General features: G+C 71.8%; 1 protein-coding gene and 1 pseudogene. One reads left to right on the top strand and one right to left on the bottom strand.

Going from position 1 to position 5,532, the window contains the following annotated elements:
* A pseudogene (locus RMO12_RS09875) lies at positions 1 to 333 on the top strand (hypothetical protein); the annotation flags it as partial.
* Between the two features lie 591 nt (positions 334 to 924).
* Here the strand turns inward: RMO12_RS09875 and RMO12_RS09870 are convergent.
* A partial coding sequence (locus RMO12_RS09870) for a GH36-type glycosyl hydrolase domain-containing protein (protein WP_309639159.1) occupies positions 925 to 5,532 on the bottom strand: 4,608 nt, incomplete at its 5' end.

Genomic DNA, 5,532 nt, shown 5'->3' with positions numbered 1-5,532 from the left:
ACGCTCAAGGGTGAAATGCTCGAACAGGCGGCCCTGACGCAGCCCGACGCCATCTGCATCTCGGCCACGCCGCCGGCCGCGCTGGCCCATGCCCGCTACCTGTGCAAGAAACTGCGCACGCGCTTCCCCGACGTGCCGATCGTGGTGGGCCTGTGGGACGCGCAAGGCGACCTGCAAAAAGCCACCGACCGGCTCAGCGCCGTCGGCGCCGGCAAGGTGGTCAGGAGTGCTGCCGAAGCCGTGGAAGAACTCTCGCGCCTGCGCCAGCCGCTGGTGCAAGGGGTCATCAGCAACCCCGCAGTCAATTTGACGATGGCGACGCAAGCGCCATAGATGCCCCGCTTGCGCGAATTCGCTTTTCGATCGAACAAGACCTGCCACGCGCAAGCGGCCCGTTCCAGCGCGCGGCTGGCGTCGGATTCAGGTGTCGGAGTTCGCACGACGCGGCGGGCGGTGCCCGGCGCGGGCTCGCGCCGTGGGTCTTCGCAACGCAGCGCAACCCGCAACACCACCGTGTCTGCAAAAGCACGGCCTCGGCGTTCTTCGCAGATCACCGCTGTGATTGCAAAGGCGCACCCGGGCAGGCGGCAGCGCGCCTTCGAGGCGCTGAGGAGCACAGGGCTCGTGGCCGCGCGCAGCGCTTCGTCATCTGACTCGTCGCGCTTGTTTGAACGCAGCGAACGCAGTGAGCGCAGTGAGTTGCGCGACGGGCCACGAGACCGAGCACCGCAAGGCAGTCGCAGCGCAGCGGAGACCGCCTCGACGAAGCGCTGCCGCCTGCCCGGGTGCGCCTTTGCCACGCCGCCACGCCGCCACGCCGCAAACCGCCACCCGCCACCCGCCCCCCGCCACGCGAAACCCGCCACCCCCGCCGACGGCCCGGTTGCAGACTGCCCTTCCTGTTCGAGCACCAACGAATCCGTATCAGAGCGCTGCCGACGCCGCCGACTCGGTCTTCTCGACCAGCGGCCCCGGCGCCGCGCCCAACGCCAGCCGCAGCGTGACGCGCTCGGGCAGATCGCGCAGCTCGACCCACTGCCCCGGTGCGATGACGCGCGACGCAGCGCCTTCGCTGCGCTGCGCACCTGCCCGGTCCACTGTCATCACCACCTCCACTTCCCGCCCGCCCACGCGCAGCCGCATCGACGCTTCGCGCCAGTGCGGCGGCAGGCAAGGCACGAAGCGGATGCGCTCGCCCTGCTTCTGGTAGCCGAGCAAGGCCTCGATGGCCGCGCGGTACATCCACGCCGCCGAGCCGCTGTACCAGCTCCAGCCGCCGCGGCCGGCATAGGGCGCAGCCGAATAGGTGTCGCCGGGCATCACGTAGGGCTCGATGCGGTAGCGCTGCTGCGCCGCCGCGGTGAGCGAGCGGTGCGCGGGACTGAGCAGGGTGAAGTATTCCCAGGCGAGGTCGGCACGGCCCAGCTTGGCCATCGCGATCACCGCCCAACAGCCGGCGTGCGAATACTGGCCGCCGTTTTCGCGCACGCCGCGCGGGTAGGCCTGGATGTAGCCGGCGGCCGGCACGGCTTCGGCCAGCGGCGGGTCGAGCAGGCGGATCAAGCCCGCGTCGCGGTCGACCAGGCGGCGGTCGGCTTCGCGCATCGCCGCTGCCGCGCGCGCGTCGCCCGGCGGCGAGGCGAACACGCTCCAGGCCTGTGCGATGAGGTCGATGCGGCATTCGCTGTTGACCTGTGAGCCCAGCGGCGTGCCGTCGTCGAAGAAGGCGCGCCGGTACCAGGCACCGTCCCAGCCGTGCTCGGCCAGCGCCGCAGCGATCGACACGCGCGCGGCGCGCCAATTGGCCGCACGCGCGGGCTCGGCGCGCGCCTCGGCCAGCGGTATCCAGTCGTCCAGCACCACGAGCAAGAACCAGCCGAGCCACACCGACTCGCCCTGCCCGCCGTGGCCGACGCGGTTCATGCCGTCGTTCCAGTCGCCGGTGCCCATCAGCGGCAGCCCGTGCGCGCCCACGCGCAAGGCGTGCTCGATGGTGCGCGCGGCATGCTCGTAGAGCGACACCTCATGCCCGCTGACGGTGGGCACGTAGTAGGCGTCCTCGGCGCCTTCAGGGACGACGGCGCCTTCGAGGAAGGGCAGCGCCTCGTCGAGCACGCGTGCGTCGCCCGTGACACCCAGGTAGTAACTCGTCGCATAGGGCAGCCACAGCAGGTCGTCGGTCATGCGCGTGCGCACGCCCGCACCCGTGGGCGGGTGCCACCAGTGCTGCACGTCGCCTTCGGGAAACTGCCGCGTCGCGTGCAGCAGCAGCTGGGCGCGCAAGCGCTCGGGCTCGGCAAGCACCAGCGCCATGGCGTCCTGCAACTGGTCGCGAAAGCCGATCGCACCGCCCGCCTGGTAGAAGCCGGCGCGCGCCCACAGGCGGCAAGTCAGCGTCTGGTAGGGCAGCCAGCGGTTGACGAGCGCATCGAACAGCGCATCGGGCGTGCGCACGGTGATGGCCGAGAGGCGCCGCTCCCAATCGGCCTGGACGTCGTCGAACAACGCGCTCAGAGCGCCCGGCGCGCGCAGCCGCCGCGCCAGCGCCACGGCGGCATCACGGCCCGGCGCGTAGCCCAGCACCCAATGGCACTCGAGCGCGGCGCCGCCCGCCAGCGCCACGCTGGCGTCGAGCGCGCCGCACGGGTCCAGGCCCACGCCATGCGCGCCGCCCAGCCGCGCGGGCATGCGCAGCTCGCCGCGCGAATTGAAGAATTCGCTGCGCGCACAAGTCCAGCCTCCCACCTTGGCGCCTGCCAGCATGAGCAGCGCGGTGCCGTCGCCAAAGCCGCCCATGTGCTCGAGCTGGCGCGCGAGCACCGCCTGCACCTCGGGCACGAACTCGGTGGCCAGGGTCATGCGGTCGCTGCGTGTGGCGCCGAGCACCCATTCGACGAGGCCGAGCAAGCGCAGCCGCCGCGCCGCCGTGCCGCTGTTGACGATGCGCACGCGCAGGCACTTGGCCGCGTCGTTGCGATGCACCGCGATGCGCACCTCGACGGCGAGTGCGCCGCGCTGGTGAGCAAAGCTGCTGCTGCCCTGCGTGTGCACGACGCGAAAGCCGGCCAGGCCGTTGCGCTCCTGCGTGGGCAGCAGGCCGAAGCGCTCTCGCGTGACCAGGTCTTCGACCAGGAAATGCTCGCTCGGCGGGTCGAGCAGTGCGTCGTTGCTGGCGTGCGTGAGCACGTTCATGCGGCTGTTGTGGGCCCAGGTGAAACCGCCACCCGATTCGGTGACGATGCAGCCGAAGTCGGCATTGGCCAGCACGTTGGCCCAGGGGCGCGGCGTGACGCGCCGGCCGTCGATGGCGATCTCGAAGGCCGCGCCGTCGGCCGAGAAGCGGCTGGGGGCGTTTTCTTCGGGCCAACGCACGCCGCCCGGTGCCGCGGCACGCCGGTCGGCAGCAGTGGCCTTGGTGTCGGTATCGGCGTCGGTGCGCGTGACGGTGTCGGTGTCGGCCTCGGTCTCATCGCCCACCACGGCGAGGCCGGCATGACCCCACAGTTGGCGCATCAGTAAGCGGGCCAGCGAGCGGCCATCGGCATGCAGGTCGATGCGCGCGCAAGTCTCGAGCGCGGCCCGCTCGGCCGCGCTGATCTCGTGCAAGCGCAGCACGTGGACGCCGCCGCGGTCGGGCTGGGCATGGCGGTCGGCGCCCAGGCTGTTGCGCAGCGCCGCGATGTGCTGTGCCACCGGCAGCAGGTAGGAGGCCGGCTCGCCGTTGATGATGACCAGGTCGCTCGCGACGCTGGCGATCTCCCACAGCCGGTGGGCGTTGAGCATCGTCTGCACCAGCGGCAGGCCCTGCGTGCCGTCGATGTGCAGCAGCGCGATCGGCTTGTCGCCCGAAATGCCAAAGCGCCACAGCGCGCGTCGGTCCAGCGCCACGGCCGGCAGGGCGCGCGGACGCGGACAGCTCTGCAGCATCAAGGTGGTCAGATCCTGGATGGCGTGGATGTCGGCCACGTCCAGGCGCAACTCGCGGTGGCGGATGCGCGCCAGGGTGGCGGCCATCAAGCGCGCGCGCTGCAGGTACACGTCCTGGCGGTACTTGTCGATCACGATGTCGAGCGTGTGGCGGTCGGCATGGGCGGCGGTTGCGAAAGTGAGGCACACGCGCGCCTGCGCCGGCACCTTGATGCGCACGTTGAGCGAAGCCACCGGGTCCAGGCCGGTGTCGGGCACGCCGTGCTCTGCATCGCCCACTTGCAGCGGCACACCGGGCGGGCGCAGTTGCGTCATGCGCCCCAGGCGCGGCAGCACCCGGCCGCGGTCGAAGCCGCGCTGCACCGACGCCGGCTCGACGTCGCAGGTGGCCAGGAAATGCGCCGCGAACAGACCCGGCTCGCCGTGCAGCCGCGCGCGCCGCTCGAGCAGCACGCAGCGCTCGTCGGCCACATGCGCCTGCACGAACAGGTTGGCGAAGGCGGGGTGCGACTCGTCGGCGCGCTGCGGGTTGAGCGTGGCCTCGAACAGGCTTTGCAGCTCGAACTCGGCCGCTTCGTCGCCCAGGTTGTGCAAGGTGACGCGGCGGAACTCGGCGTCGTCGTCGGGGCTGACCCAGACGGTGATCTCGGACTCCCACTCGTCGCAGGACGCCGCGAACTCGGCATGGTCGTTGAAGAAGCGCGCCAGGTAGCGCGTGCGCGGACGCGGGTGGGGCGAGCGCGTGAGCGAATGAAAGCCCGCGTCGCCCACGCGCCGCAGCATCAGCCAGGTGCCGTAGGCGTCGCGCAGCGCGTCGTCGCGCGAGCGGCTCACCTGGCTCGAGCGCCAACTGCTCGAACCCGCGCCGTTGGGCCGCAGCGCCACGCTGTAGGCGCCGTTGCCCAGCAGCAAGGTGGGCAGCATGCCGCGCGGCACGGTGCCGGGCTCGATCACACGCAGCGTCGACGGCGCCGCTTCGACGTCGCCCGGCGGCGGGCGCTGCGTGGCGCCGGCCTGGAACACGATTTCGCGCGGCAGCCGCTCGTGCAGCAGCGCGCGGTGCGCCAGCACCAGCGGCGCGCGCGAGAACCAGCCGCGCGGGCGATCCGCGCCGCCCTCGCACAGCAAGTTGGTGAGCGCGGCGATGCTCATGCCCTGGTGGTGCGCCATGAAGGTGGTGACCGGCTGCTGCCGGCCGTCGTCGCCGCGCCGCGACGCGGTGTGGTCGATCGCCTCGATGTAGCCGTACAGGCCGCGTGCGCCCAGGCGTTCGAGGCGACGCAGGTTGGCCAACGCCGCCACCGGCTCCACCTGCGCAGCCAGCAAGGTGGCGTAGGGCGCGATCACGCGATCTTCGGGCGGCGTGCGGCGCAGCGCCAGGCGCGGCACGCCGAACGGGCCGTACTGGAACGCCAAGGTGTGGTCCTGTGCGTAGTAGGCGCACTCGGAGACGCCCCAGGGCATGCCATGCGCGTTGCCAAAATCCTGCTGCGCGCGCACCGCCGCCACGCCGACGCGCTCGAGCAGCCCGCCGGGCGGCTCGTCCATCAGCAGCGAGGGCATCAGGTACTCGAACATCGAGCCCGACCACGAGCGCAAGGTCGG

The organism is Methylibium sp. (assembly GCF_031393925.1).
In the GTDB taxonomy this organism is placed as follows: Bacteria; Pseudomonadota; Gammaproteobacteria; order Burkholderiales; family Burkholderiaceae_C; genus Methylibium.
Note: the sequence above shows the minus strand (reverse complement) of the source record. Positions and strands in the feature narration are given on the sequence as shown.